At 66.7% G+C, this 26,523-nt stretch carries 23 protein-coding genes; 16 read left to right on the forward strand and 7 right to left on the reverse strand.

Annotation, left to right across the window (positions count from 1 at the left end):
- Positions 1-33: 33 nt before the first annotated feature.
- From OJF58_RS19890 to OJF58_RS19910, 5 genes are all read left to right on the forward strand, one after another.
- Complete coding sequence (locus OJF58_RS19890) at positions 34-1,032, forward strand: HlyD family efflux transporter periplasmic adaptor subunit (RefSeq protein ID WP_300779484.1); 999 nt, start codon at positions 34-36, stop codon at positions 1,030-1,032.
- A 101-nt stretch (positions 1,033-1,133) separates the two neighbouring features.
- Entirely contained in the window at positions 1,134-2,297 is a 1,164-nt protein-coding gene (locus tag OJF58_RS19895) for an ABC transporter permease (protein WP_300779485.1), read from the forward strand.
- Positions 2,298-2,299: 2 nt separating this feature from the next.
- Positions 2,300-3,013: an ATP-binding cassette domain-containing protein gene (locus OJF58_RS19900; protein WP_300779486.1), complete on the forward strand. Its 714-nt coding sequence runs from the start codon at positions 2,300-2,302 to the stop codon at positions 3,011-3,013.
- A 13-nt stretch (positions 3,014-3,026) separates the two neighbouring features.
- Positions 3,027-4,271 carry a glycosyltransferase family 2 protein gene (locus OJF58_RS19905; protein ID WP_300779487.1) on the forward strand — a complete coding sequence of 415 codons (1,245 nt, stop codon included), beginning with the start codon at positions 3,027-3,029 and terminating at the stop codon, positions 4,269-4,271.
- Positions 4,272-4,275: 4 nt separating this feature from the next.
- Positions 4,276-5,577 (forward strand): glycosyltransferase, encoded by a 1,302-nt coding sequence (locus OJF58_RS19910; RefSeq protein ID WP_300779488.1) that lies wholly within the window; start codon positions 4,276-4,278, stop codon positions 5,575-5,577.
- A gap of 1 nt (position 5,578) precedes the next feature.
- Here the strand turns inward: OJF58_RS19910 and OJF58_RS19915 are convergent, their stop codons facing one another.
- Complete coding sequence (locus OJF58_RS19915) at positions 5,579-6,526, reverse strand: hypothetical protein (RefSeq protein ID WP_300779489.1); 948 nt, start codon at positions 6,524-6,526, stop codon at positions 5,579-5,581.
- On the reverse strand, positions 6,523-7,716 hold the full coding sequence (locus tag OJF58_RS19920) for a cyclic nucleotide-gated ion channel (protein ID WP_300779490.1): 1,194 nt from the start codon (positions 7,714-7,716) through the stop codon (positions 6,523-6,525). The genes OJF58_RS19915 and OJF58_RS19920 overlap by 4 nt, the downstream gene beginning before the upstream one ends.
- Before the next feature lie 94 nt (positions 7,717-7,810).
- Here OJF58_RS19920 and OJF58_RS19925 point away from each other — a divergent pair, with 94 nt between their 5' ends.
- From OJF58_RS19925 to OJF58_RS19935, 3 genes are read left to right on the forward strand one after another with little or no spacing between them, the layout of a single operon-like run.
- On the forward strand, positions 7,811-8,812 hold the full coding sequence (locus OJF58_RS19925) for a TRAP transporter substrate-binding protein (RefSeq protein WP_300779491.1): 1,002 nt from the start codon (positions 7,811-7,813) through the stop codon (positions 8,810-8,812).
- A complete protein-coding gene (locus tag OJF58_RS19930) occupies positions 8,809-9,393 on the forward strand; it encodes a TRAP transporter small permease (RefSeq protein ID WP_300779492.1) in 585 nt (194 codons plus the stop codon). Before OJF58_RS19925 ends, OJF58_RS19930 begins: the two co-directional genes overlap by 4 nt.
- Positions 9,390-10,694 (forward strand): TRAP transporter large permease subunit, encoded by a 1,305-nt coding sequence (locus tag OJF58_RS19935; protein ID WP_300779493.1) that lies wholly within the window; start codon positions 9,390-9,392, stop codon positions 10,692-10,694. The genes OJF58_RS19930 and OJF58_RS19935 overlap by 4 nt, the downstream gene beginning before the upstream one ends.
- A 10-nt stretch (positions 10,695-10,704) precedes the next feature.
- Here the strand turns inward: OJF58_RS19935 and OJF58_RS19940 are convergent, their stop codons facing one another.
- Complete coding sequence (locus OJF58_RS19940) at positions 10,705-12,384, reverse strand: Na/Pi cotransporter family protein (RefSeq protein ID WP_300779494.1); 1,680 nt, start codon at positions 12,382-12,384, stop codon at positions 10,705-10,707.
- A gap of 122 nt (positions 12,385-12,506) precedes the next feature.
- Here OJF58_RS19940 and phnA point away from each other — a divergent pair, with 122 nt between their 5' ends.
- The 3 genes from phnA to OJF58_RS19955 all read left to right on the forward strand — a co-directional run bounded on the left by phnA (position 12,507) and on the right by OJF58_RS19955 (position 16,485).
- Positions 12,507-13,769, forward strand: a complete 1,263-nt coding sequence (gene phnA, locus OJF58_RS19945; RefSeq protein WP_300779495.1) for a phosphonoacetate hydrolase — start codon at positions 12,507-12,509, stop codon at positions 13,767-13,769.
- Between the two features lie 398 nt (positions 13,770-14,167).
- The gene (locus OJF58_RS19950) at positions 14,168-14,992 is read left to right on the forward strand and encodes an isocitrate lyase/phosphoenolpyruvate mutase family protein (protein WP_300779496.1); all 825 of its coding nucleotides are present in this window, start codon (positions 14,168-14,170) and stop codon (positions 14,990-14,992) included.
- The gene (locus tag OJF58_RS19955; protein ID WP_300779497.1) at positions 14,992-16,485 is read left to right on the forward strand and encodes an NAD(P)/FAD-dependent oxidoreductase; all 1,494 of its coding nucleotides are present in this window, start codon (positions 14,992-14,994) and stop codon (positions 16,483-16,485) included. The genes OJF58_RS19950 and OJF58_RS19955 overlap by 1 nt, the downstream gene beginning before the upstream one ends.
- On the opposite strand, the gene OJF58_RS19960 is transcribed toward OJF58_RS19955, so the two are convergent.
- Together OJF58_RS19960 and OJF58_RS19965 are read right to left on the reverse strand one after the other, a co-directional pair.
- Positions 16,430-18,367, reverse strand: coding sequence for a hypothetical protein (locus tag OJF58_RS19960; RefSeq protein ID WP_300779498.1), 1,938 nt, complete (start codon positions 18,365-18,367; stop codon positions 16,430-16,432). The genes OJF58_RS19955 and OJF58_RS19960 overlap by 56 nt on opposite strands.
- A gap of 120 nt (positions 18,368-18,487) precedes the next feature.
- Positions 18,488-18,946, reverse strand: a complete 459-nt coding sequence (locus tag OJF58_RS19965) for an ester cyclase (protein ID WP_300779499.1) — start codon at positions 18,944-18,946, stop codon at positions 18,488-18,490.
- Positions 18,947-18,996: 50 nt separating this feature from the next.
- On the opposite strand from OJF58_RS19965, the gene OJF58_RS19970 reads away from it, so the two are divergent.
- The 5 genes from OJF58_RS19970 (at position 18,997) to OJF58_RS19990 (ending at position 23,928) form a co-directional block, all read left to right on the forward strand.
- Complete coding sequence (locus OJF58_RS19970; RefSeq protein WP_300779500.1) at positions 18,997-19,491, forward strand: MarR family winged helix-turn-helix transcriptional regulator; 495 nt, start codon at positions 18,997-18,999, stop codon at positions 19,489-19,491.
- Positions 19,488-20,633, forward strand: a complete 1,146-nt coding sequence (locus OJF58_RS19975; protein ID WP_300779501.1) for an FAD-binding oxidoreductase — start codon at positions 19,488-19,490, stop codon at positions 20,631-20,633. Before OJF58_RS19970 ends, OJF58_RS19975 begins: the two co-directional genes overlap by 4 nt.
- A gap of 34 nt (positions 20,634-20,667) precedes the next feature.
- Positions 20,668-22,005 (forward strand): aminotransferase class III-fold pyridoxal phosphate-dependent enzyme, encoded by a 1,338-nt coding sequence (locus OJF58_RS19980; RefSeq protein WP_300779502.1) that lies wholly within the window; start codon positions 20,668-20,670, stop codon positions 22,003-22,005.
- A gap of 16 nt (positions 22,006-22,021) precedes the next feature.
- Complete coding sequence (gene speB, locus OJF58_RS19985) at positions 22,022-22,996, forward strand: agmatinase (RefSeq protein WP_300779503.1); 975 nt, start codon at positions 22,022-22,024, stop codon at positions 22,994-22,996.
- Positions 22,997-23,139: 143 nt separating this feature from the next.
- Complete coding sequence (locus tag OJF58_RS19990; protein ID WP_300779504.1) at positions 23,140-23,928, forward strand: class I SAM-dependent methyltransferase; 789 nt, start codon at positions 23,140-23,142, stop codon at positions 23,926-23,928.
- Between the two features lie 36 nt (positions 23,929-23,964).
- On the opposite strand, the gene OJF58_RS19995 is transcribed toward OJF58_RS19990, so the two are convergent.
- Both OJF58_RS19995 and OJF58_RS20000 read right to left on the reverse strand, forming a co-directional pair.
- A complete protein-coding gene (locus OJF58_RS19995) occupies positions 23,965-24,963 on the reverse strand; it encodes an FkbM family methyltransferase (RefSeq protein WP_300779505.1) in 999 nt (332 codons plus the stop codon).
- Complete coding sequence (locus tag OJF58_RS20000; protein ID WP_300779506.1) at positions 24,960-26,480, reverse strand: lipopolysaccharide biosynthesis protein; 1,521 nt, start codon at positions 26,478-26,480, stop codon at positions 24,960-24,962. Before OJF58_RS20000 ends, OJF58_RS19995 begins: the two co-directional genes overlap by 4 nt.
- Positions 26,481-26,523: the final 43 nt, after the last annotated feature.

The following is a 26,523-nucleotide window of genomic DNA, read 5'->3' on the forward strand; positions in this document are numbered from 1 at the left end:
CGCGGCGGGCGCGGATTGGAGAAACGAGTTCGGATGGCGCGAAAGCAGAAACTGAAATGGGGCGCGACCAGTGCGGTGACCCTGTTCGCGGTCGTCGCCCTGATGATTTGGATCGCGCCCAGCCGCCAGACCAGCAGCGCTCAGGAGGCGATGGCGGCATCGGGGCCGCTCATCTCGCGCGGCTACACCGACGCCCCCGCCGGCACGGCGTCCATTGCGGGCGACTCGGCCGGCGGCGGCGTCCTGCTCGAGCTGCGGGTCGCGGAGGGCCAGAGCGTGAAACGCGGCGATATCGTTGCGGTGCTGTCGGGCTATCCCATTGCCGATGTAACGGTGCGGGTCAACGAGGCCGAACTGGAGAAGGCCAAGCGGCAGCGCGAGTCGATGGTCTCCGGCTACCGGGTGGCCGAGATCGCCGAGCAGGAAGTGGTGGTCAAGTCGGCGGTCGAGGAGAACAAGCTCAAGAACCTCGAGATGCAACGTTCGGGCAAGCCGCCCGACCAGAAGGAGCTCGAGCTCAAGATCTCGCGGCAAAAACTGGAGAGCGCGCAGGCCAGGCTGCAGGTGATGAAGGAGACGCTGGCGACCGATCTCGCCCAGATCGACACCGACATCAGCATCAAGCAGGCCAAGCTCGACAATGCCCGCGCGACCCGCGAGCAGGCTCTCGTGCGCTCGCCGATCGACGGCCTGGTGGTGCAGATCTGGACGCGCCCGGGCGAGCGGGTCAGCCAATACGGCATCGCCAAGATCGTCGACATGAGCAAGATGCGCGTGTTTGCCGACGTCGACGAGGTGCATCTTGGACGCATTGCCGTGGGCGGCAAGGTGCAGGTCACGTTCCGCGGCAGCCCGACGATCTATACCGGCAAGATCTCGCGCATTGCTCCGGCGGTGAAGCGCATGCAGCGTACCGAGCCCGACAACGGCTCGTCGACCGATGCCCGCGTCGTGCAGGTGGAGATCACCCTCGACGATCCGTCCAGCACGCCGCAGGTGCTGGGGCGCGAGACGCGCGTCACCTTCCTCTGATGGCGATCTCCCTGCCTTCGCCTCCGTCGCTGCGGCTGCGCTGGAGGTGGCCTGTCTTTTCGCTGGCGTCGTTTCGGGTCGCCGCCAGGACGGCTGCAGCGATGCCGCTCGGCGCGCAGCAGCTCAAGCGGCAGCGTACCAGCACGCTGCTCTCGCTGGCCGGCGTGACGGCCAGCCTTCTCGTGGTGTTCGCGCAGCTCGGCATCGAGCGTGCCGTGTACGATTCGTCGATCCGGGTGCATCGGGCGGTCGTCACCGACCTCGTCCTGGTGCCGATGGGTTTCAAGTCGCTGCAGCTCAATGCCGACGTGCCGGTCGCGATGACCGACGTCGTCTCGGCCAATCCCTCGGTGGCCCAGGTCCTTCCGGTGTGGTTCGGCGTGATGTCGCTGAAGGGGCCCGGCATGCCGGTCGCCCGCAGGCTCGCCTGGTATGCCATCGACGTCGAGCGGCCGGCCATCGACGTGCCGGGTCTGAGCGAGAACCTCTACAAGCTTCGCGTCACGCGCCGCATCCTGTTCGACCGCGATTCCCGGCCCTACTTCGGCGATCTCGCGACGCTCGCCCAGAGCGGCAAGGAAGTCGCCGTCACGGGGCCGCCGGACAATCGCGGGCTGCTGCGCGAGATGTTCGTCGTGGGCACGGTGTCGATCGGTCCCAATGTCGTGAACGACGGCGCGATCATCATGTCCGAGGCCTCGATGGACGAGCTGCTCGGCCCCTGGTATTCGGACCGGCCGGCCTTCATGGGCGTCCGGCTGGTGCCGGGCGCCGACAAGTTTGCCGTGGCGCAGCAGCTCAACCGCGACCTCGGCGGCCGCGGCGAGGTGATCACGCGCGAAGAGTTCGAAGCGCGCGAGAAGCGCTACTGGTCGCGCGAGACGCCGGTCGGCTACATCACCGACCTGGGCTTCGTCATGGGCCTGATGATCGGCATGGTGTTCATCTACTATGCGCAATACCAGATCATCCGCTTCTATCTGCCCGAATACGCGATCCTGAAGAGCCTGGGCTACGACTGGTGGTTCTTCCTCTGCATGATCGGCCAGATCGGCGCCGCGATCATAACGCCGGCCTACATCGTCGCTTTCACGTTGGCGCGCATCATCTACGGCGTCGCCGAGGCGGCCATGCATCTCGGCATGACGATGGGGCTGCGCGAGATGGTGGTCTCGCTTCTGGCGTCGATCGTCATGACCATCGTTTCGAGCCTCTTTGCGATCCGGCGCCTGTGGAAGGTCGACCCGATCATGCTGTTCGAATAGCCATGTCGGCCGACAGCATCATCGGCCCGCCCGTCGTGGAGGCAATCGACGTCCATCATCACTACGGCGAGGGCGCGCAGCGCGTCGACGTCCTGTTCGACATCAACATGCAGGTCCGCGAGGGCGAGTTGCTGATCGTCACGGGTCCCTCGGGCTCGGGCAAGACGACGCTGCTGACCATCCTCGGCACCATGCGGCGGCCCTCCGAGGGCAAGCTCCGGCTGCTCGGCACCGACGTGGGGGGCCTCGCCAATGCCGAGCTGGACAGGCTGCGCAACCGGGTGCGCTTCCTGTTCCAGAAGCGCAACCTGCTCTCGTCGCTGACGGCGCTGCAGAACGTCATCGCCGGCGTGTCGACGACGGCGCTCACGCATCCGGACTGGGACGAGACCCGCGCCCGCCACCTCCTCAACTTGCTGGGGCTGGGCGACAAGGCCGGGGCATGGCCGGACGAGCTGTCCGGCGGCCAGCAGCAACGCGTCGCCATTGCCCGCGTGATGATCGGCCTGCCGGACCTGATCATCGCCGACGAGCCGACCTCGGCCCTCGATCGCGTCGCCGGCCGGCTGGTGGTCGATCAGCTCAAGGACCTTGCCATGCGCGCCAAGTGCGCGGTGGTGCTGTCGACGCACGATGAGCGCATCTTCGACGTCGCCAATCGCCGCCTGCATATCGAGGACGGCCGCTGCTTCGAAGTGCCGATCCATTACCACTGAACGGTGGGCGGACGTGCTGCTCTTCCTCATCGATCTCGTCGTCGTGCTCTGCCTGGCGGCGCAGCTCGGGATCGCTGCCTATTTCTTCTATCTGCTCTACTGGCTGGCCGGCCTGCCGCGCGCCGTCGAGGCATCGCCGCCGCTGCCGGACGAGCTGCCGCGGGTGCTGGTCCAGATCCCCGTCTACAACGAGCCGATGGTGGTCGAGCGGGCGGTGAGGGCGGCTGGAGCGCTCGACTGGCCGCGCGACCGCCTCAGGATCCAGCTCCTCGACGACAGCACCGACCTCACGTCGGACATTGCCCAGCATGCGATCGCCCGCCTGCATCGCGAGGGGGTAGACGCCGAGCATATCCGGCGTCGCGACAGGTCCGGCTTCAAGGCCGGCGCGCTGGCGGCTGGCATGGCGCTTTGCGACGCGCCCTATGTCGCGGTCTTCGACGCCGATTTCGTGCCCTCCACGGATTGGCTGCGGCGGGCGATGGCGGCGCTCCTGGCCGCGCCGCGGGCCGCCTTCGTGCAGACGCGCATCGAGTGGGGCAACGGCGATCGCAACTGGCTCACGCGGGCGCAGCGGCTGATGCAGGATGCGCATTTCGCGGTCGAGCAGGACGTGCGGGCACGGCGCGGCGTGCCGTTCCAGTTCAACGGCACCGGTGGGATCTGGCGTCGCGCCGCAGTCGAGGAGGCCGGCGGCTGGTCGCACGATACGCTGTCGGAGGATCTCGACCTCGTGCTGCGCACCCATCTCAAGGGCTGGACCGGCGTGTTCCTGATGGAGCCGCACGTCACCGGCGAGCTGCCGCAGCAACTCGCCGATTTCGGCGCCCAGCAGAGCCGCTGGTCGAAGGGCTTTGTCCAGGTGGCGCGCAAGCTTCTGCCGCAGGTCTGGAGCTCCGACTGGTCCGCCGAGGCGAAGTTCGCCACGACGGTCGCGCTCGGCCAGCAGCTCGTCTTTCCCGTTCTCGCGATCGGCATTGCCGCCCTCGTGCTGTCCATCGTCGGCCACGATCGGCTGCTGCCCTTCTTCGGCTCCCTGCTCTGGATGTGGCTCGCGCTCGTGCTGGTCGTGCTGATCGGCATGACCTGGGGCGCCTACCGACGCCTGAAGCGGGGCGGTCTGCTCGACTACCTCGCGACGGCCGCCACCGTGCCCGCGTTGATCGTCTATCTTGCCGTTGCCAATGCCGGGGCTATCGTGGCCGCAGGCCTCGGCCGCAAGACCGAATTCAAGCGAACCCCCAAGACTGGCGCCTGAAATCATGACGATCGTCATTGCTTCTCTGGCGCTTCTCCTCGCCGCCGCATTCGGCATCTGCTGCCTGCTTCTCGCCGCCTTCATCGGCAGCCTGCTCTACATGGTGGTGCTGCATCATCGCCTGAAGCACGAGGGACTGGAGCACGAAGAAGGGCTGCTGCTGACGCCGCTGCCGCCGGACGGCGCGCTGCCGCATGTCGTGGTCCAGGTTCCGTCCTTCAACGAAGGACCCGTGCTGCGGCGCGGCGTCGAGGCGGCGGCGCGGCTCGACTGGCCGCGCGACAGGCTGCACATCCAGATTCTCGACGACAGCACCGACGAGACCGCGGAACTGGCGCGCACTGTCGCGGCCGAATTGCGGAGCAAGGGTTACGACGTCGTCGCCCTGCAGCGCACCGAGCGCATCGGTTTCAAGGGCGGTGCGCTGCACGAGGCCATGCAGAAGACGCCCCACGACTATTTCGCCATCTTCGACGTCGATTACGTGCCGCCGGTCGACTTTCTGCGGCGCTGCATGCGCGTGTTCGTCGCCGAGCCCGATACCGCGTTCGTGCAGGCGCGCTTCGACTTCCTCAATCCACACGAGAATGCGCTCACCGAGATGCAGATGGTGACGCTCGACGCCCATCTCGGCATCGAGCAGGCGACACGCTACTGGGCCGGCCATCCGCTGCCCTTCAACGGCACCTGTGGCATCTGGCAGCGCGCCGCCATCGAGGCCGGCGGCGGCTGGAAAGGCGACACCGTCACCGAGGATCTCGACCTCACCTATCGCGGCTGGGTCAAGGGCTGGCGCGCCGTGTTCCTGACGAGCGTGGCCGTGCCCGGCGAACTGCCGGCCGACACCGGGACGTGGCTGCGCCAGCAGCAGCGCTGGCAGGACGGCTTTCGCCACGTCTCGATGCGGATGTTCCCGGTGATCCTCAGGAGCCGCAGCATGTCGCTTGCCGCCAAGGGCGCGGCGCTGCTGCATCTTTGCATGTCGCTCAATCAGCCGGTGCTGCTGGTCGGCGTGGTGTCCGGGCTGCTGGCGGGCTTTCTGGCGCCGACGCTGGTACCGCTGCTTCTGGCTGTGTTCGGCGTGACGCTGGCCTGGGTTCTGGTCTGTGCCACGACCTTCCTGCGCGCCGGCCATAACTTCCTCCGCGACGGCGAGATGCCGCCGCTGCGCTTCGCGGCCGTGCTGCTGCGCTTCGTCGGCGCGCAGGTCGCGACCGTCGGGCGCAGCCTGTTCGTGCATCTCAAGAAAGCCATCGCGCCCGCCAAGCCGATCGTGTTCGACCGCACGCCCAAGCGCGGCGGCTGAACTATCCGCGTCGCAGGGCCTGGTGGGCCGAGCGCAGGCCGCCGCCCAGGCTGACCGGGCCGTCGAACGGCAGCGGGATCGCCTCGACATGCCGCCGGCGCAGCTCTTCGATCAGTCTTTGGCTCCCGGCCTCGACGATCACCCGACTTTCCTCGAGCACGAGGAGGTTCGTCTGAAGCATGTCCGCCTCGGCAGGGCTCAACATGATCTTGTCGCATGAGCGCAGCGACATCGGCAGGCCGTCGATCAGCCAGTCGGGACAGTGGACCAGCAGGCCGGGCCCGATCAGCCCGAGCGCCCAGTCGAGGTGCAGGACATTCGACCGCAGGGCGACCGGGATCACGCGATAGATGTCGCCCAACAAGGCCTGCAGCCAGTCCACGCCCGCCATATCGGTGGCGCAACCGGACATGCCGACATAGATCTCGCCGCCGTTCGGCAGCACGTCGCCGCCCTCGAGGAAGGGGCCGCCGACTGCATCGGGCGAGCCGAGCGGCACGCTCGACCAGCGGGCGCCTGTGGCTGCCATGCGCTGGACCGGCGCGCGCAGGCCGAAGCGTTCGCGCTGGCGGCACTGCAGGCGCAGGGACGCCTCGATGACACGGTCGCCGATCACGATCAGGGGATCGCGCGCGAAGAGCTGGCTGCCTTCGCCGTTCGGTGCCAGGAAATGCCTTTCCGCATTGTGCAGCCGCTCCGGCCGATGGACGGCGACGCCCTCGCGCTCCAGCAGCGCGGCCAGGCCTTCGATTTGGGCCTCGATGCGCCGGGCGCGCCCGGCGTCGACGTCGATCAGGCGCCGCCCCGAGTGAACCCGATCCAGGGCAGCGGCCTCGGGCGATCGCCAGCGCTGCGAATTTTCCCGGAACAGGACGATGTCCTCGGCCGGCGCGATGCCGACGACCGCCTCGCGCAGGCGGTCCCATTCGTGACGGACGCTGCAGCTCACGCCGTTCTGCCCGACACGATGCGGCCCGCCTCGTTCTCCTGCCGTCGCCGCCGCGCTTCCTTCTCGACCGCGGCGACGAGGGACGGGATGTGTGCGGCGATCTCGTAGAAATCGCTGGCGTAGAGGACGAGCAGGGTCGTCGGCCGGGTGGTGACGATGGTGGCGCTGCGCGGCAAGCGATCGAGCAGCGCCATCTCGCCGAAAAATCCGCCCTGGCCCAGCCGTACCGGATCGCGGGGCAGGCGCACCTCGACCTCGCCCTCCGAGATGAAGAACATCGAATCGCCGGGCTCGTCGCGGCGCACCACGACGAAGCGCGGCGGGTAGTAGCGGACCCGAAGCTTGCCAACGATCTCCGACAGGGTCACCGTGCCGAGCTCGGTGAACATGGGAACCTTCACCACCTGGTCCCATACGCGCAGATATTCGCGGCGGCGGACCTCCTCGGCGAAGCCGGTGGCAAGGATACCGGTCATGAGCGCGAGCACCAGGATGCCGCTCACCATCACGACGGAGCCCACGATCCTGCCGCCGATCGTATGGGGAACGACGTCGCCGTAGCCGGTCGTGGTGAGCGTGACCACCGCCCACCACAGGGAGGAGGGAAGGTCGCCGAAAAGCTCGGGCTGGACGTCGCGTTCGAAGAAATGCGTCGCTGTCGCCGCCGCCACCAGCACGATGATGAAGACGATGAGCACGCTGGCAAGGGTAGCGCGCTCGTTCGAGATGACCCGCGCCAGCGTGGTCATCGCCGGGGCATGGACGCTGAGCTTCAGGATCCACAGGATGCAGAAGATGGAGGCGATGTCGCTGTCGGCCTTGATGGCGCTCAAGGTGATGGCGAAGGCGGGGACGACGGCCAGAAGTCCGATGAGGCCGGTTGCGGAAAAGGCCCAGCTCAGCCGCGCGCGACTGTCGGACAGGCCGCCGTAGCGCGGCGATTCGGGCGCGGACCACAGCCGAAGCGCGTATTCGACCAGGAAGACCGCTGCCACCAGGCCAATGACGACCGCCAGCAGGTGGTCGACGATGTCGGGCAGGCTTTGCACCGACGACAATGCGACGGCCAGCAGGCCCGATCCCAGGACCAACAGGTGGAATGCCCGCCAACGCCGGCCGCTCCGGCTGTCGTCGGAATGCCGCAGCGTTGCATGGACGCGCGCCCGCAAGGTCGAGGTCGTTGCCGCCACGGCGCGACCATAGGCAGTTTGGCTTGCGAATTGCAACGCGACGGCGACTGGTCTCTAATGCCGGCGCATCGGGGAAACAAGAACGGGGGCTTCCATGGGATTGGGACGGCGCGCGGCGCTCAAGGCTGGAGCAGGCGCCCTGCTGATGGCGCCGGCGATTGCACGGGCGGAGGGGCCGCTCAAGCTGCCGCTGGCGACGGTATGGCCGGACAGCAACTTCCATACCGTGAACGTCAAGCGCTTTGCCGCCGAGGTGAAGCAGGCCACCTCTGGTGCGGTCGACATCGACGTGAAGTCGGGTGGCCAGCTCGGCTTCAAGGGACCGGAGCAGTTGCGCGCCGTGCGTGACGGGCTGGTGCCGATGGCCGATATCCTGAACATCCAGCAGATCGGCGACGAGCCGCTGCTGGGGGTCGAGGGCCTTCCCTTTCTGTGCGGATCGGCGGCGGACCTCAGGGTGCTGCACAAATATCTGCGGCCCGAGTACGAGAAGGTCGTTCTCAGGAACAACCAGACCATGCTCTATACGGTGCCCTGGCCGACCCAGTATTTGCATCTCAAGGTCAAGGCCGAGACGATCGACGCCCTGAAGGGCATCAAGATCCGCGTGCCCGACAAGAATGCCCAGGACATGTGCAATGCGATCGGCATGGCCGCTGTTCTCATCCCCTGGGGCGAGACCATCGCGGCCTTGTCCTCGGGGGCCGTCTCGGGTGTCTCGACCTCTTCCGTTTCGGGGGTCGACGGCAAGTTCTGGGAGTTCCTCAAGTTCTTCCACGCGACCAATCACGCCTGGTCATCGGAAATCGTCACGATCAACAACGACACCTGGAAGAAGATCTCGCCGCCCAACCAGAAGGCCATCAGGGACCTCGCCGCGAAGCTCGAGCCGGAGTTCTGGGAAACCTCGGAGAAGGCGGACAAGGACAGCAACGCCAGGCTGATCGCGGGTGGGATGCAACTCGTCGAGGTGCCGGCGCCCATGATGGCCGAGCTGCGCAAGCGTACGGCGCACATGATCACCGACTTCATGAAGCGCGTTCCGGCATCGGAAAAGCCGATCAAGGCGTACCTTGCCGAGATGAAGCGCGCGTGAGCCGGCGCGGCGAGAGCCCGAACGCGGGCGCTCCTCCGGCGCTGCAGATTGTTCTGGATGCCATCGACCGGCTGGGGCGGCTGGACGGCTGGCTGGGCGCCGCCTGCCTTTTGGCGCTCACGTGCCTGATGCTGGGCGAAGTGCTGGTACGATCGCTGTCGGATTTCATTCCGTGGGTGCCGGCCGACATCCCGGTCGCCTGGGAATACAGCTCGTACCTGATGGCCGCCTCCTTCACCTTCGGCGCGGCAATGACGCTGCGGGCAGGCGGCCATATCCGCGTCACGCTGGTGCTGGCGCGGGTCTCGCCGGCGGTGCGTCGATGGCTGGAAGCCGTGCTGGCAGTGCTCGGTGTCGGCTTCACCGGGTTTCTCGCCTACGCGATGATCCAGTTCACGATCGGCTCGTTCATGGCGGGGCGGGTGTCGATCTCCAGTGAATCGCCGCTCTGGGTGCCGCAGGCGCTGGTGACGTTCGGCGTCTGCCTGCTGGTGCTGCAGTTCGTGGCGCGATTCTTCCAGGCCGCCTTCGGCCTGCCGCTCGAAGACCTCGACATGCGTGCGGCCTCCGTCTCCGAATGATCGTCGTCGTCCTCACCATGTTCGTGGTGCTGTTTTCGTTCCTGGCGGGCGGCCTGTGGATCGGCTGGACGCTGGCCGTGACGGGAACCGTGCTGCTCGCGATCTTTCGTGACATTCCCCTCGACAAGCTGCTGGCGCAGTACGCGTGGAACATCCTGACCACGCAGGAGCTTCTCGCCCTGCCGTTGTTCATCATCATGGGCGAGATCCTGTTCCGCACACGGCTGTCGCAGTCGCTGTTCCGGGGCCTGTCGCCCTGGGCGGCCTTGCTGCCCGGACGCTTGCTGCATGTGAACGTGATCGGCTGCTCGATCTTCGCGGCCATATCGGGGTCGTCGGCCGCGACGACGCAGGTGGTCGGCCGCATCTCGCTCGCCGAGCTCATTAAGCGCGGCTATTCGAAGGACGTTGCCATGGGCTCGCTGGCCGGCGCCGGCACGCTTGGTTTCCTGATCCCGCCCTCGAACATCATGATCATCTATGGCGTGCTGGGCGACGTCTCGATCGCCAAGCTCTTCACCGCCGGGTTCATTCCGGGGTTCCTGCTGGCGGCCTCGTTCATGGCCTGGATCATGATCCATACCGTGCTCGAGCCTGGCCTCGTGCCGGCCAGCGAGCGCAAGGTCCGGATCGCGTCGCTCGGCGAGTACCTGACCTCGATTCGCGAGCTCGGGCCGGTCGTGTTCCTCATCCTGTGCGTCCTGGGCTCGATGTATGGCGGGCTCGCCACGCCGTCCGAGGCGGCCGGTGTCGGCGTTCTGGGCGCGCTCATCGTCGCCCGGCTGCAGGGCGAATTGAGGTGGCCGGCGCTGCGCGCCATCGCCATAGGTTCGGTGCAGACCTGCGCCATGATCGCGCTGATCGTGCTCGGCGCGTCGATCCTCGGTAGCGCCGCCGCCTTCCTGGGCATCCCGGCCGCAGTTGCCGAATTCGTCAGCAGCCTCGGACTCTCGCCCTTCATGCTGATCGTGGCCCTCATCGCCTTTTACGTCGTGCTCGGCTGCTTCCTCGATGGCTTCAGCATGATCGTCATGACGTTGCCCATCGTCATGCCCATCGTGAAGGCCGCCGGCTTCGACCCGATCTGGTTCGGCGTCTTCCTCGTGCTGGTGGTCGAGATGGCGCAGATCACGCCGCCCGTGGGCTTCAACCTCTTCGTGATCCAGGGATTGAGCGAGCAGGGGCTGGGTTACATCGCGCGGGTCACGCTGCCCTATCTCGTGATCATGGTCCTTTTCACCATGGCGCTGGCGCTCGTCCCGGATATCGCGCTCTGGCTGCCACGCTATCTCAGCCCATGAGGTCTTGCCGTCAGGAACCGGCGTGGGCGTCGCGCAGCGGCTGCGCGGCCTTGAGCCGGGTGTCGGCAAGCTCGCCGGCGGCCTCGAGGATCGGGTAGGCGACCGACGCCAGATGGCCGTTGATCCGCTTCAGATCGCGGATCACGTCCATGTGGATCGAGCTGGTCTCGATCGATTCGGGCCGTCCCTCGCGCAGGCGGGCGAAGTGGCTGTCGGCGGCCCTGGCCTCGGCCTCGCGGATGACCGCTTTCTCGGCGACCAGGCGGCGCGCCAGCGCGATGTCCCGCGTCGTGAAGACGTTGAGCGCCAGCCGCAGGTTCTCCAGCACGCGGGAATGGAAGGCCTTGAGCTCGGCAAGACCCTCCACCGAGAAGACGTAGCGATTCTTGATCTTCTTGGCCGCAAGCTCCATCAGGTTCTTGTCGATGATGTCGCCGATATGCTCGAGGTTGGTCGTGAAGGTGAGGATCTCGACATAGCGCCGCCCTTCCTCCTCGCCGAGGTCAGTGCGGGAAGTCTGGATCAGATAGAGCTTGATCGCCTCGTAAAGGCTGTCGACCACGTTGTCGGCATGCTCGATGGCGCGAACCGCCTTGGGGTCCGAATGCTCGAACACCTCGATCGACTGGCGCAGCATGTCGGCTACCCGGTCGCCCAGCGCCAGCGTCTCGCGCAGGGCGCATCCCAGCGCCTCGGCCGGCGTGTCGAGGACGTTCGGGTCGAGATGGCGCGGCTTGCCGGGATCGTCCGCCACGGGCTTCGCCGGCAGCAGGCGACGGCAGAGCGCGGCCACCGGCTCGATCAGCGGCAGGAAGACGAGCGCCGCGACCACGCTGAACACCGAGTGGAAGTTGACGGCCGCGCGCGCCACCGACGGCTCCAGCAGCGCCAGCCAGTGCGCGACCGGCACCAGGAACGGCATGAAGGCGACGCCGATCACCAGGCGCGAGATCAGATTGGCCAGCGGCACGCGGCGGGCGTCGATGTCGGTGGCCGACTGGTCCATGTAGGGCGCCAGCGCGCCGCCGACATTGGCGCCCACGACCATGGCCAGCGCCAGCGCCGGGCTGATGATGCCGCTGCCGGCGAAGGACATGATCAGCAGCACGGCCGAGAGGCTGGAGTGGATGAACCACGTCGCGACGGTCGCGAGGATGGCGGCGATCACATATTCGTCCTGCATGCCGGCGAGCGCGGCGATGAAGGAGGGCGAGGTCCTGAGCGGCTCGATGGCGGCCGTAAGGAGCTTCAGGGACAGGAGCATCAGGCCAAGGCCGATGCCGACCCGGCCGAGGTGGTGCGGCTTGTCGGCATCGATCGTCATGAAGGCGATCACGCCGGCCGCGATCAGGAGCGGCGACAGCCAGCCGAGGTCGAACGACAGGACCTGGGAGGTGAGGGTCGTGCCGACATTGGCGCCCAGCATGACCGCCAGCGCGATCGGCAGGGAGATCAGGCCCCGGCCGGCGAAAGACGCCAGCAGGAGAGCCGTGGCCGTGCTGGACTGCAGCAGGCCGGTCAAGCCAAGGCCGCCCACAAAGGCCGTGAAGCGGTTGCGCGAGCAGGCCGCGATGGCGCGACGCAGTGTCCCGCCGAACGCCCGCGTGAGGCCGGTTCGGACCATGCGCACGCCCCACAGCAACAGGGTGACGCTGCCGAGAACGTTCAGGATCGTGTCGACGCCGTGCATGATTTTCGCAACCTACGCCTCGTGGGTGAACGATGAAAGTTTTTTGACCGTCGCGCCAAAGGTGCGCTGGACGAACCGGTCGCCCGCGCCGATCATCGCGCCGAAACACGGAAGGACCCGACATGTCTCCGGACAGCGCACGTGCGATTGACGGCGAGGTGATCGTGAACGGCCGTCGCTACCGACTGCCGCGACAGCCGACGGTGGTCGTCTGCATCGACGGCTCGGAACCGGGCTATATCGAGCGTGCGGTGGAAATGGGGCGGGCGCCGTGGTTCGGCAAGGCCCTCGAGACGGGCACCAGCCTGATTGCCGACTGCGTCGTGCCCTCTTTCACCAATCCCAACAACCTCTCGATCGTCACCGGCCGGCCGCCCTCCGTGCACGGCATTTGCGGCAACTATTTCCTCGATCCCGAGACCGGCCGCGAGGTGATGATGAACGACCCGGAGTTCCTTCGGGTCGAGACGCTGTTTCCGGCCCTCCAGCGCGCCGGCTGCCGGATCGCCGTGATCACGGCGAAGGACAAGCTGCGGGGTCTGCTGGGCAAGGGCCTTTCGCTGGGGCCGGGGAAGGCCTGCAGCTTCTCGTCCGAAAAGGCCGACCAGGCGATACTGGCCGAGAACGGCATTGCCGACGTGCCGGCGCTGGTCGGCCTGCCCGTGCCGGACGTCTACAGCGCGGGCCTGTCGGAATTTGTCTTTGCGGCCGGCGTCAGGCTGATGGAGCGCGACCGGCCCGACATCATGTATCTCTCCACCACCGACTATATCCAGCACAAGTACGCGCCCGGCAGCGCGGCAGCGAACGACTTCTACGCGATGATGGATGGCTACCTGGCGAGGCTCGAGGCGATGGGCTGCACGCTCGTTCTGACGGCCGATCACGGCATGAACGACAAGCACGATCCGGACGGTCGGCCCGATGTCCTCTATCTGCAGGACCTGGTCGACCAGTGGCTCGGTGCCGGCCGGGCGCGCGTCATACTGCCGATCACCGACCCCTACGTCGTGCACCACGGCGCCCTGGGCTCGTTCGCTGTCGTCTATCTCCCGCAGGCGGCGTCCGCGGACGAGGTGGCGGGGAAGCTCAAGCGCCTGCCGGCCATCGAGGCTGCATTGAGCCGAGAGGAGGCGGCGCAGCGCTTCGAGCTGCCGGCGGATCGCCTGGGCGACCTTGTCGTGATCTCGACCCGGCACAAGGTTCTCGGCACGTCGGCATCGCGGCATGATTTGTCGGGTTTGGGCGAGCCGCTGCGCAGTCACGGCGGGCTCTCCGAACAAAAGGTGCCACTGATCTGCAACAGAAAGCTGGCGGCGGGCGCGCCGCCGCGGCGATGGCGCAACTTCGACGCGTTCGATCTGGGGCTGAACCTCGTCGCCTGAAGGTGATAGGCTCGAGGCCATGAGCACACAAACCTACACCGGAAGCTGCCATTGCCAGGCGGTCTCGTTCGCCGTCGCTGTCGACCTCGACCAGGCGCTGCAGTGCAATTGCTCGATCTGCACCAAGCTGGGTGCCGTCTGGGCGTTCGCGCCAAAGACCGCGATGACTGAAGTCCGGCGCCGAAGCGCTGGGCGATTACCAGTTCGGCCAGAAGCGGCTGCATCATCGTATCTGCCGGCGCTGCGGCATCGAGAGCTTTGCCGAAGGAACGGCGCCCGACGGCACGCCGAGCGTCGGCATCAACCTCCGTTGCCTCGACGGCGTGGAGGTCGAGAACCTCAAGCCGCGCCAGTACGACGGGCGCAGCCTCTAGCTCAGCTTTCGCGGGAGAAGAGTCATGGCAGCAAGTCAGGCCGACAAGGCCGCGAAGTTCCGTGCCCTGCATGAAAGGCCGGGTGCCTTCGTCATTCCCAACCCATGGGACGGCGGTTCGGCCCGCCTGCTGGCCGGGCTGGGCTTCGAGGCACTGGCGACCTCGAGCGGCGCCAAGGCCGGCGTGCTCGGCAAGCGCGACGGCAGGGTGAGCCGCGAGGAGTCGCTCGCCAATGCGAGGATGATCGTGGAGGCGACCGACCTGCCGGTGGCCGCCGATCTCGAGAAAGGCTTCGGCGACGGTCCCGACGCGACCGCCGAGACCATCCGGCAGGCCGCCGCCATCGGCCTGGTCGGAGGCTCGATCGAGGACGCGACCGGGAACAAGGACACGCCGCTCTACGATCTCGAAACCGCGGCGGTGCGGGTGAAGGCCGCGGTCCAGGCGGCGCGCTCGCTCTCGATACCCTTCGTCCTGACCGCGCGCGCCGAGGGCTTCCTGCGCGGGCGGCCGGACCTCGACGACGTGATCAAGCGCCTGCAGGCCTTCGAGGCAGCCGGCGCCGATGTGCTGTTTGCGCCGGGCCTGCCCGATCTCGCGGCGGTGAAGAAGGTCTGCGGATCCTTGAAGAAGCCGTTCAACTTCATGGTCGGCATCAAGGGACGGTCGTTCACCAAGGCCGATCTCGAGGCCGCCGGCGTGAAGCGCATCAGCCTCGCCACCTCGCTCTATCGCGCCGCCATGACCGGATTGCTCGACGCGGCCAAGGAGGTGAAGGAGCGGGGCACCTTCGGCTATCTCGACAGCGCGCTCTCGACTCCGGATCTGAATGCGTTCATGAAGGAGTGATGGATACAGTCCTGAATCGAGTTTCCGACACCGTGGCCGCGATCGAGCATTTCGATGTCCTGATCGTCGGCGCAGGCCTCTCGGGCATTGGCGCCGCCTGGCACCTGCAGAAGGAGTGTCCGCGAAAGAGCTATGCGATCCTGGAGGGACGCGAGGCAAGCGGCGGCACCTGGGACCTGTTCCGCTATCCCGGCATCCGCTCGGACTCGGACATGTACACGCTGGGCTACCGCTTTCGGCCGTGGCGGGACGCCAAGGCGATCGCCGACGGGCCGGCGATCCTGAAGTACATCCGCGAGGTCGCCAGCGACCATGGCATAGACGCCAGGATCCGCTACCAGCATCGTGTTGTCGCTGCGTCCTGGTCGACGCCCGACGCGCGCTGGACGGTCGAGGTCGACTACGGCGCCCAGCGGGAGCGGCGAGTGCTGAGCTGCAACTTCCTCTGGATGTGCAGCGGCTACTACGACTATGCGGCGGGTTACCTGCCGGACTTTCCGGGCATGGACCGGTTCAGGGGCCGCATCGTCCATCCGCAGAAATGGACCGACGACATCGACTACGCGGGCAAGCGGGTGGTCGTGATCGGCAGCGGCGCCACGGCCGTCACCTTGGTGCCGGCCATGGCCGATACCGGCGCCGCCCACGTCACCATGCTGCAGCGCTCGCCGACCTATATGGCAATGCGGCCGTCGAAGGATGCGTTCGCCATCAAGTTGCGCCAGCGCCTGCCATTGAAGCTCGCCTATGCCATCACGCGATGGCGCAATGTGCTGTACGGCATGTATGTCTATCAGATGTGCAAGCGGCGGCCGGAGACGGTGAAGCGCTTGTTGTTGGGAGGCGTGCGCAAGGCGTTGCGGCCGGACTACGATATCGCTACGCACTTCACGCCGCGCTACAATCCATGGGATCAGCGGCTCTGCCTCGTGCCCGACGCCGATTTCTTCCGCGCTATCCGGCAGGGCAAGGTGTCCGTCGTCACCGATCATATCGACACCTTCACCGAAAGCGGCCTCAAGCTGAAATCGGGCGCCGAGCTGGCCGCCGATCTGATCGTGACTGCGACCGGGCTCGTGCTGATCCCGCTGGGCGGCGTCAAGCTCGCGGTCGATGGCCGGCCGGTCGAGCCGTCGCAGACCTTCATCTACAAGGGCATGATGTATTCGGACGTGCCCAATCTTGCATCGGTCTTCGGCTACACCAACGCGTCCTGGACGCTGAAGGCCGACCTCGTCTGCGAGTATGTCTGCCGGCTCCTCAATCGCATGGATCGCGGCGGTTACCGCTATTGCATGCCGCACAACAGCGACCCGACGCTCGAGGCCGAGCCCTGGGTGAACTTTTCGTCCGGCTATATTCAGCGTGCGCTCGAGCACCAGCCCAAGCAGGGCTCGAAGCGGCCGTGGAAGCTCTACCAGAACTACGTGCTCGACCTCATGAACCTGCGCTTCGGCGCCCTGCGCGACCGGGCGATGATCTTCGCCCGATAGACTGGCCTGCTTTCGGATCGACGCTCAGGGCTCGTTCTGGCTGATCGTCAGGGCGTGCACGCTGCGGCCTTTGCCGACCAGCGCCGTCTTGCCGTCCGGGGTCAGGCCGACGACGCGCTCGCCGTCGAACGGCAGGCTGAGCCGCTGCGTGCCGTCGGGCGCGTCGAGCACGAGGCGGTCCGCTCACCCGCAGGAGGCTGCCATCGGCCAGCAAACCGGCGAACCGGCCATCGCGGCTTTCCAGGCTATCGTCGCTGCCGAGCTTCCAGACCAGCAGGTGCGGCGGCAGATTTGCGGGCGCATCGTGCAGGACGATCGTTTTGCCGTCGGCCGAGATATCGAGGGATGGAGCGCTGAGGCCCGAGGCAGCGAGCTTGCGTTGCCGGATCGGGCGCCCGTCGCGCGACCACGCCGCCAGCCGGCCGTCCGCGGTGTAGATCGCGATCACGCCGGCGGAGGCGACCGCCGCCTCGGGAACGAGCTTCTGCTGGTCGCCGAAGGCCATGCGGCCGAGCACCCGGCCGTCGAGGTCCAGCATGAGGAATCCGGAGCCGTCCGGCATGGGCCGCAGCAGGCGATCGTCGAGCAGCAGCGTGGCGGCAAGTGCGGTGTCCTTCGGCCCGGCCGGGAATCGCATGGGCCGGCCGATGCGATTCCACGCTTGATCGAACACCTCGAACTGTCCATCGGGGGCCAGCACGCCGACCTTGCGCCCGCCGGGAGAGACGAACAGCCGTGGCGGCGCCGCGGCGATGGCGGAGCCGGCTCCAGACGGCTCGTTCTTCCAGAGCCGAAGGGCATCGCGGCTTTCGCTGCCGTCGAGCCGCCAGACCTGCAACCGGCCGTCGGCGTGCAATGCCGCAATCTGCGTGCCCCCGGCAATTGCGCGTGCGGCGACGGGCAGACCGAAATCGCCGAACGGGCGCTCGAGCCTCCGACCATCGCCGTCGAGCAGCACCAGCCCTTCGGCGGCGGCAACGGCAATGCGGCTGCCGTCTGCACTTGCTGCAATGCGCCTGGAACCGGCAGGCGCGGCATCGTCTTGGCGAAGGCCGCCGTCAGGGTCGAGGAAGCGCATGCGATCTGCGAAGAGGGCCACAAAGCCCCGCCGGCCGGGCAGGGCAGCGAGATCGAGCGGCTCGTCGTTGGCGTCGACGGCGTGCGGGCTGCCGAGCCGGCCGGAGACGACGGGCAGGATGTCCACCCCGTCCGGAGCAGGATAAACGACGCCCAAGGCCTGGCCGTCGTCGGAAAAGACGTGGCGCCTGACGTAAGGTCGCTGAATGTCCGGCTGCATCAGCCGCACGCCGCCTGGTCCGACCACACGGAGGTCACCGCAGACGCCGGCGAATGCCAGAAGCTGCTCGTCGGCCGAAAAGGACGGCGCGCGCTCGATGTCGTCCGGCGGGCAGATCTCGCCGGCGGCGGGCGGCTGGCCGAGCGTGATCGTGGGGCCATTGGGCCGGCCATCGGGCGCGAGGAGGCGCAGCGTTCCGGAAAGGCGCAGGGCGAGGTTGCGGCTGGCCGGCGCCACGCCGATGCCCCCGATGGGCTCGGCAAAGGTCGCGAGCAGGTTCGGCTCACGGCCGTACAGAGGCCAACTCTCGAGCCGGCCGTCGTCGCCGCCCGTGACGAGGTGCGTCTTGTCGAGCCATGCCACCGAGGTGAAATGACCGGGCAGGGTGCGCGCGAGCGCGACGCGGCCTCCGGCGCTCGCGCGGACAAGATGCACTTCGAGCCGCCGATCCTCGTCCGATCTCGCCAACAGCAACATATCGGTGTCGCCGGGGCGGAAGGAGAGGAAGGCAATGCTGGCGGGGTCGAAGACGGGCAGGCTGGCTTGCGCACCAGCGGAAGAGACGCTCGCCAGGACGGCAAACACGCTCGCCGCCAGAGCCCACATGCCACGCAGCCGATCACCAGAGCGGAACATCCGCCTCTTCTTCTCCCCACCGCTTCGGCAAGCCTAGGCGGCTCAGAGGGAGGCGACAAGAGCGCGAGCTCAGGCAACCTGTCGATAGTCGAGCCCGGCGAGAGCCGGAATGGGATCGGGCCCGATCTGGCGCAGCAGCGCCGCGAGGTCATAATGGAAACGCTCGCTGGCCATCAGTCCGTCGCGGAAGGTTATCGCGACCAGAAAGGGCTGGACGATCGGCCGGTCCGACGGGGCGAGGCCGAGGAAACGGCCGACATGGCGGCCGTGCCATGTCGCTTCGGCGAAGTAGCAGTCATCGTCGGTCCAGTAGCGGCGCTGGCCTGGGCCGCGCTGGACCTCGACATCGAAGGTGGTCCACCATTGCCGATAGTGGGCGGCGGCGCCTGCCCGGCCGTGCCAGGTCTGGCCGGTGGCGAAGTCGTCGAAACGGCATTCGGGGTGAAGAGTGGCCAGCGTGGCCTCGAGGTCATGGGCGTTCTCGGCCGCGAGCTGGCGACCGAGCAGGTCAGCAAGGGTCTGGTTCATGGAGCGGTCTCCAGTGTATTCGAGTTCGGATGAGTTATCAGAAGGCTGATATGAACCGCAAGTCCTCGGCGTCCCTCTCGGCCCAGGCCATTCCCGCTCCCGGCGAGGGCAAGCGCGGTCCCGAAGGCCATCTCGGCTATCTCCTGCGCCAGGCGCATGCTTCCGTGCGCGGGGCGATGGACCGTGCGCTCGCCGGCCTCGACCTCACGGCGCCGCAGTTCACCGTGCTCACGATGATCGCCGCCTATCCCGGCGTATCGGGCGCCGATCTCGCCCGGCTCACCTATCTCACGCCGCAGACCATCAACGTGATCGTGGGCAATCTCGAACGCGACGGCGCCATCGAGAAGAGCGCGCATGCCACCCACGGCCGCATCCTGCGGTTGCACGCCACGGCCAAGGGCCAGGCGCTGCTCAAGCGTTGCCGCTCCCGCATCACGGCGATCGAAGCGGAGATCGCCGGCCTGCTCGGCAAGGACGAGGAGCGCATCGTGCGCCGCTGGCTGAGTGCCATAGGCGAGAAGCTGACCGGGAGCGGCCGATGACGCACGGCGACGTGGCGATCGTCGGCGGTGGTGCGATCGGTTCGTCGATCGCCTTCCATCTCGTGGGCGACGCCGTGTTTGCCGGCAGGGTAACGGTTGTCGAGCGCGACCCGGGCTACCGGCAGGCGTCCTCGGCCCTGTCGGCGAGCTCGATCCGCCAGCAGTTCTCCACGCCGCTCAACATCCATCTCTCGCGTTACGGCGTCGAGTTCCTTCGCCGGGCACCGGACCTGCTAGGCGTGGATCTGGCGCTGAACGAGATGGGCTACCTTTTCCTCGCCGATGCCGGTGGCGAGGCAATGTTGCGGGCCAACAATGCCCTGCAGCGGGCCGAGGGCTGCGCCGTCGAACTAGTGCCGCCCGCCGGGCTTGCAAAGCGCTTCCCCTGGATCTCGACCGACGGCCTGGCGCTCGCCTCGCTGGGCACCGCCAACGAGGGTTGGTTCGATGGACCGTCGCTGACGATGAGCCTGCGCCGCGCCGCCAGGGAGCGGGGCGCGGTCTACATCGCCGACGAGGCGGTGGGGCTGGGGCCGCATCGGGTCGACTTGCGCACCAACGGGCGATTGGAGGCGGAAACCATCGTCATTGCTGCGGGCGCCTGGTCGGCCGGCGTGGCGGCGCTGGCCAGAATCGCGCTGCCCGTCGAGCCGCGGCGCCGCTCCGTGTTCGTGTTCGACGTGCGCGAGGCGCCGGGACCGACGCCGGTCACGATCGATCCGTCCGGTGTCTGGTTTCGACCCGAAGGCCGTTTCTACATTGCAGGAACGACACCCGCCGAAGGCAATGATCCTGCGGGCGCACCGCTCGAGGTGCAGCATCAGGAATGGGACGAGATGGTATGGCCGGCGCTTGCAGCGCGCGTGCCCGCATTCGAGGCGGCCAAGGTCGTGAACGCGTGGGCCGGCTACTACGAATACAACACCTTCGACCAGAACGGCATCGTCGGGCGCCACCCGGAGATCGGGAGCATCATCTTCGCCACGGGCTTCTCGGGCCACGGCCTGCAGCAATCGCCGGCGATCGGGCGGGCGGTGGCGGAGCTCATCGTGCATGGCAGCTACCAGACCCTTGATCTTTTGCCGTTCGGCTATGAGCGGATATCCGCAGGCCGTCCTATCCGCGAACTCAGCGTGGTGTGATAGGCTCGTCCTGCTGAGGAGAAGGGAGAGTAACGTGCCCGATCAAGCCTTGGTCAATTCGGACCTGCAATCCGCGCTCGCCGAGGCGCGTCAGGCCTACATCGACCGCAATCCCAAGAGCTTCGCGCGTCATCAGGAGGCCTGTCAGGCAATGCCGGGCGGCAATACGCGCACGACTCTTCACAACGCGCCGTTCCCGCTCACCGTCGTGCGCGGCGAGGGGTGCCGTCTCTGGGATGCCGACGGCCACGACTATATCGACGTCCTGGGCGAATATACCGCCGGCATCTACGGCCATTCCCATCCCGTGATCCGGGCCGCCATCGATCGGGCGCTCGATCACGGCTGGAACTATGCCGGGCGCAACGCCTACGAGGCGCAGCTTGCGCGGTTGATCGCCGACCGAATTCCCTCGATCGACCTCGTGCGTTTCACCAACTCGGGCACCGAGGGCAATATGATGGCGCTGGCGGGCGCCAGGGTCTTCGCCCAGCGCTTGGGCCGCACCCGGGCCACCAAGGTGATGGTGTTCAAGGGCGGATACCATGGCGGAGTGCTCTATTTCGTGAGCGGCGGCAGTCCCGTGAACATGCCCTACGACTATGTCGTCGCACCCTACAACGACATCGAGGGAACGCGCGCGCTTCTCGCCGGGCATGGCGAGCAGATCTTCGCCGTCCTGGTCGAGCCGATGCAGGGCAGCCACGGCTGCCTGCCGGGCGACCCGGCCTTCCTCAGGATGCTGCGCGAGGAGACGAAGGCCCGCGGCATAACATTGATCTTCGACGAGGTCATGACCTCGCGCCTGTCGCCCGGCGGCCTGCAGGCCAGGCTCGGCATCGTTCCCGACATGACCACGCTCGGAAAATATATCGGCGGCGGCATGTCGTTCGGCGCCTTCGGCGGACGACGCGACATCATGGAACTGTTCGACCCGACCAGGCCGGACTCGCTGCCGCACGCCGGCACCTTCAACAACAACGTGCTCACCATGGCGGCGGGCGTGGCGGGCTATGGCGAGGTCTATACGCCCGAGGCGGCGGAGGCGCTGAATGCGCGCGGCGACAAGATCCGCGAGCGGCTGAACGCCATCTGCGCAAAGAACGAGGTCGCTTTCCAGTTCTCCGGCATCGGCTCGATGATGACCGCGCATGCGACGACGCGCCCCATCAGGACGGCGGCGGATATCGCGAGCTCCAACCAGGACGCCAAGGAGCTCTTCTTTTTCGACATGTCGGCCGCCGGCATCTGGATCGCCCGCCGCGGTTTCGTGGCGCTCAACATCATGATCGGCGATGCCGAGGGCGACCGGTTCGTCGGCGCCGTCGAGGAGTTCGTGACGGCGCGCAAGGCCCTGTTGCGGCCGCAATGAATCCCCATATCGCGGCATGACCGAAACCAGCCATTTCCCCCAGCCCGTCTCCGGCACGGTGACGCCGCGCTTCGGCGACGTGGCCACCTTCATGCGCCTGCCCCTGTTCCGCGATCCTGCCGAGGTCGAGATCGGCCTGGTGGGCGTGCCCTGGGACGGCGGCACGACCAATCGGCCGGGCGCCCGCCATGGGCCGCGCCAGATGCGCGACCTCTCGACCATGATGCGCCGCGTGCATCACGTCACGGGCATCGCGCCCTACGAGCTCGCCAGATGCGGCGATCTCGGGGATGCCTCGGTGAACCCGGCCAGCGTCGACGATTCGCTGGAGCGCATTGCGAAGTTCTACGCTAGGCTGCATGCGGCCGGCACCATTCCGCTGTCGGCGGGCGGCGACCACCTGATCACGTTGCCCATCATGCGCGGCATCGCCAAGGAGCAGGCGCCGCTCGGCATGGTGCATTTCGACGCCCACAGCGATACCTGGGATACCTATTTCGGCGGCTACAAATATACGCATGGCACGCCGTTCCGCCGCGCCGTGGAAGAGGGGCTCCTCGATCCCAGGCGCGTGGTGCAGATCGGCATCAGGGGATCGCTCTACAAGCGCGACGACAATGCCTGGGCGGTCGAGCAGGGCATGCGCGTGATCACCATCGAGGAATATTTCGACCTCGGTGTCGAGAAGGTGATCGCCGAGGCGCGCCGCGTCGTGGGCCATGGCCCGACCTATGTCAGCTTCGATGTCGATGGCCTCGATCCGGCCTACGCGCCGGGCACCGGCACGCCCGAGATCGGCGGCTACACACCCCATGAGGCGCAACGCATGCTGCGCGGTCTGCGCGGGCTCAATCTGGTCGGCGGCGATGTGGTCGAGGTCTCGCCGCCCTTCGACATGAGCGGCAACACCGCGCTCGTGGGCGTCACCATGATGTGGGAGATCCTCTGCCTGCTTGCCGAGTCCGTGGGTAAGCGTAAGGGGCGGCTTTAGCGCCGCCTTTGGCGAAGGAACCCGGCTCGACGTTTCGCGTTACCCTCGGTCCGAAGGCCAGTCGCTCTGGCTTGGGTTGGTACCTGCTCTCGACAATTCACCGGCGTAGGCCGTCCTTACAGCCGACCGTGACAGGGGTGCCCATGTTCGCCATCAGGGAGCCAGCAAAGCCGACAGCGACGAGCAGCAAGGTTGTCGATCAGTTCGCTGTTCAGATCTTTCCGTTTTTCAAGGACGTCCATCACGTCAAGGAATATTTCGACGCGCACGGCACCAGAATTGCGTTCGACGTCGATTATGCTGATCAATTCTTGCGGCCAGACGACCGGGTCTTGGAGATCGGAGCATTTCCATACTTCTTGACCCTGCCTCTGGTGAGCCGGGGCTACGACCTGACGGCGCTCGATAAATGCGGAAGCCTCCAATACCTTCCATCGATAGCCGACAAATTCAAGCTGACGGTCCTCGACTGTGATCTGGACACCGAGCCAATCCCAGCGGCAGACTCGGCGTTCGATAGCGTGATCATGAACGAGGTGTTCGAGCACCTGCGCATCAATTTGATTTCGTCGATGCGCGAGATCCATCGGGTCCTGCGCCCCGGCGGTCGCTTGCTGCTGTCGACGCCGAACCTGCGGTCGGTGCGCGGCATCTACAATTTGCTGCGAAAGGAAGAAGCCTACTGCTCCATGGGCGGCGTCTACGACAACTTCGCCTTTCTCGAGCAACTGGGCATCATGGGTCACGTGCGCGAATACACCCCGAAAGAGGTGAGAGATTTTCTGCAGCGGATCGGCTTCGAGATCGAGGGAACGATCTATCGAGGAGAATATGCAGGCGGTTTGTTGTCGAAGCTATCGCAGGCGTTCACGCTGATGTATCCGCAATTCAAGCCTTTCTTTTCCGTCGTTGCGCGGAAACAAAGCGCATGACGGCCACCCGATATCAGACCGGCGAGGACCCGGTTCCTACGGCACCGCGGGCAGATCGTTGGCGATAGAGAACACGTCCTCGCCGCTGTAGACGAAATCGCGGTCGAGCGCACTCACGCATCTCAAAAAGGGCAGCGCCGTACCCTGTCTGGGGAACAGCCAGTCGTGCAGTTCGGCAACGATCACGGGCGTCCGGGCGACCCAGCCAGTATTGCGCGCGAAGACGTCCTGTTCGCCGCCTTCGATGTCGATCTTTGCCAGGAACGGGTAGAAGCCTGTCTCGCGGTATTCGTCATACAACGCATCGATCGTGACGCCGGGAATGAGGTCGCCGGCCTGGCTCTTCTCGGTTCGGAACGCCCAGCTGCCGCCGCCGGTGTCGACCACTGCGACCTCTCCAGCCTCCGCCGCCAGGGCGGCCTTGAGACACCGGATGTTGAGTCCTTGCGTATTCTTCACCAGCAGATCGAAATTGCCGGCTTCCGGCTCGATCGCGACAACCAGCGCCGTGGGAAAGGTGAGGGCGAAGAAGGCGGCACTGACGCCGATATTGGCCCCGGCGTCGATGATCAGCGGACGCAGTCCGTCGCGATGCCGCTGTTCGATAAGGGCGCGTATCTCGGTGAAGCGCCTGAGCATCGTCAGGTCGTAGTCGCCGCGCGCGAAGATCTGCCAGATGACATGCTCGTCGGACGTATCGGCGCGGTAATGCATCTTGTGCCGGCGAGCGGGCGTCTCGACCGTCATCGCACCCGACTCTCCGGCCAGCGCCTGACGACGGTGCCGGACTTGCTTGACGAGCGCGCAGTCCGGGTCGCGCTGTCGGAGAAAGGTGCGGCGAACCAGCTTCTCGATGCGGGCGGGGACCGTCGGGGTCAGCGCGAAGCCTTTGACGGTCATGGCTTCCATCGGCACGTAGAGCGCCTCGTCCGCCGCCTGTTGCATCTGAGCTGAATTGTCTGGCGTCGATATCGGCTGCCCGACGGCAAGAGCGCGCTCGCGCGGACCGTCCGGGGCCGAAGGTGTGGTCGTCATGCGCCGGCCTTTCGATAGTGGAGAATCTGCGAGGAGATATGCCCGATCGACATCAGGGCGCGACGGCTCTGCGGGATGCAGCCGAAGCTGAGCAAGGTGACGGCAAGGGCTGCACAGCCGCAGAGCATCAGCGCCACGATCGGCGATGCCGCCTCGACGCCCGGCAAGTGGCGGAGGACGGACACGGTGGCGAAGACGGCACAGCCGGCAACGACCGACGGCACGATCGACCGATAGAGGTCTGCGATCGTCACCGGTCCCTTGCGTCCGGCCAGCCAGAAGGACACGGGGACCCGCACGAAGGTGCTGCCGAGGGCGAAGCTCGCGGCGACGCCAACGGCGCCGAACGGCAGGCCAATCAGGATCGAGACCAGGCTGACGGCCGAACCGAGTGCAGCAACCTTGAACAGTTCGGTGGCCCGATCCTGTGTCAGAAATAGCAGCCCGGTGATGACGGCCACAGGCAGCAGCGCGGCCGCGAGGCCGAGCCAGCCGACGATCGGGCCCGAGTCGCGCCACTGCGCCCCGAGCAGCAGAACGACGATCCAGTCCGATGTCACGACCATCAACGCCGCCGCCGGCACCGTCAGCATTGCCAGCTTCTCCGACAGCGACAGATAAGCGCGTCGATAGCGCTCGGGATCATCGTGCAGCCGGCTGAGCGTCGGCATGCCGACGCTGTAGAGTGGCACCGTGACAGTATTGATCGGACTCATCAGCAGCTTGTAGGCGCGCTCGTAGAAACCGAGCGATACCGGCCCCCAGTACCAGCCGATCAGAACCTGATCGATGTTGCGGGCCAGGATATTGATTATGCCATTGCCTGTCACCGATCCGCCGAAAGTCAGCAGGGATTTCATGCCGGGACAACGGCGCGGCCAGCCTGGCCGCCAGCGCGACATGCTCCACGAGGCGAGCATCGCTGCACCGCTGTAGGCGAGGCGCTGCGCCACCAGCGCCCATATTCCAGCGCCGCCCAGCGCGGCCACGACCGCGGTCGCCATGCCCAACAGTTCGGAACCGACGTCAATCGAAGCTGCGGCGCGGAAGCGCATCTGCCGGCGGAGCAGCGCCCAGTGCTGCGTGGTCGCGCCGCTGATAACGAAAGCCAACGCCAACCAGCGAGCGATGTCCGTCAGCTCCGGCTGCCCGTAGAACTGGGCAAGAAGCGGCGCGCCCGCGAACAGCAGGAGTGCGACGGTCGCGCCGATCGCGCTGTTGATCCAGAACAGCGCCGTGACCTGCTCGTGCGTGATGTCCGTCTTCTGGATGGTGGCGGCCGACAGGCCGAAATCCTTGATCTGGTCGAGCACTTCGGTCAGGGCCGCGATCATCGCCATCAGGCCGAAGACCTGCGGCGGCAGCAGCCGGCTAAGCACCATCACCGTGCCGAACTGGATGGCGACCTTGACGCCCTGCGCGCCGAAGGTGATCGCGCCGCCGCGCAGCGATCGTCCTACCAGGTCCGCCTGCAGATGGTCGACACGAAGGGGCTGGTCGTTACTGCGTTCCGCCACACCCGCTCCCCATCGCGCCATGATGCAAGCAAGCCGGCCTTCT

This window comes from Enhydrobacter sp. (assembly GCF_030246845.1).
Lineage (GTDB): Bacteria > Pseudomonadota > Alphaproteobacteria > Reyranellales > Reyranellaceae > Reyranella.